This is a genomic window from Tanticharoenia sakaeratensis NBRC 103193 (genome assembly GCF_000963885.1).
Taxonomy (GTDB): domain Bacteria; phylum Pseudomonadota; class Alphaproteobacteria; order Acetobacterales; family Acetobacteraceae; genus Tanticharoenia; species Tanticharoenia sakaeratensis.
In genome coordinates this window covers 1-468 of sequence record NZ_BALE01000085.1, presented here as the reverse complement: position 1 = coordinate 468, position 468 = coordinate 1, and the positions used below count along the sequence as shown (strand labels likewise).

At 53.2% G+C, this 468-nt stretch carries 1 pseudogene; it reads left to right on the top strand.

The window, feature by feature from the left end:
• Positions 1 to 147 precede the first annotated feature (147 nt).
• Positions 148 to 396: pseudogene (locus B8446_RS15930) on the top strand (transposase); the annotation flags it as partial.
• Positions 397 to 468 lie beyond the last annotated feature (72 nt).

Genomic DNA, 468 nt, shown 5'->3' with positions numbered 1-468 from the left:
TGTCACGCCACAGAATCAGCGTTCAGTGGAGCCGCTCTAGCAGCATATGATCGATAATACCAATGGTCGCGGCTATATAGCCCTGATGAAGCTGCCTGTCCTGAACCCCAGACATGCTGGCCGACCGGGGGTAAAGACAGTGACAGTTTCCGCCAGGATATGCTGACATATGGGATCCTGTTGGTTATTCCATCACGCAAAGGTCGAAGTGGCTCACAAACAGCCAACTGGCGGCGCTATCGGGATCGCAACCGCATCGAGCAGATGTTCAGCTGGCTCAAACAGATGCGCCGCATTGCAACCCGATCTGACAAGACCGCTCTGTCTTTCCTGAGCGTCCTCAATCTCGCTGCCGCAAGGCTCTGGATTCAGTCGTTGTCAATACTTCCCAGGTAATGGCTGAGGTGTTTTGTCAACGTGGCTTAGAGCCTTTTTGGAAATTCACGGATGGGCGTTTCTGCGTAGCAT